The organism is Pseudomonas sp. MD330_10, from assembly GCF_042610415.1.
Lineage (GTDB): Bacteria > Pseudomonadota > Gammaproteobacteria > Pseudomonadales > Pseudomonadaceae > Aquipseudomonas > Aquipseudomonas rhodesiae.
Genome location: NZ_JBHGZU010000180.1, coordinates 1 through 233, shown reverse-complemented (window position 1 = coordinate 233; position 233 = coordinate 1). Strand labels below are relative to the sequence as shown.

Here is a 233-nt window from a genome sequence, read left to right as displayed (position 1 = left end):
TCCGTCGAATCTGTAATATCCCAATTGCCCGTGCACGCTGGTGTGCATTACCTGGCGCAACGTGCGGGCGGGCCAGTTGTAGGGCAGCAAGTCGCCCTCCTGACCCGTCAGGGCCCAGCGTGCCCACGCGCCTTTGAAGAATTCCTGGTAGGCCGGGTCATGAATGCGTGCCAGGGGTGCCAGGCCAAAGTCGTGGGGCTCATGCACCGGGCCGAGTTCGCGTTGCTGGACTC

At 63.5% G+C, this 233-nt stretch carries 1 pseudogene; it reads right to left on the bottom strand.

Features of this window, described 5'->3' with window-relative positions:
• Window positions 1–233: pseudogene (locus ACFZPT_RS27115) on the bottom strand (histone deacetylase family protein); the annotation flags it as partial.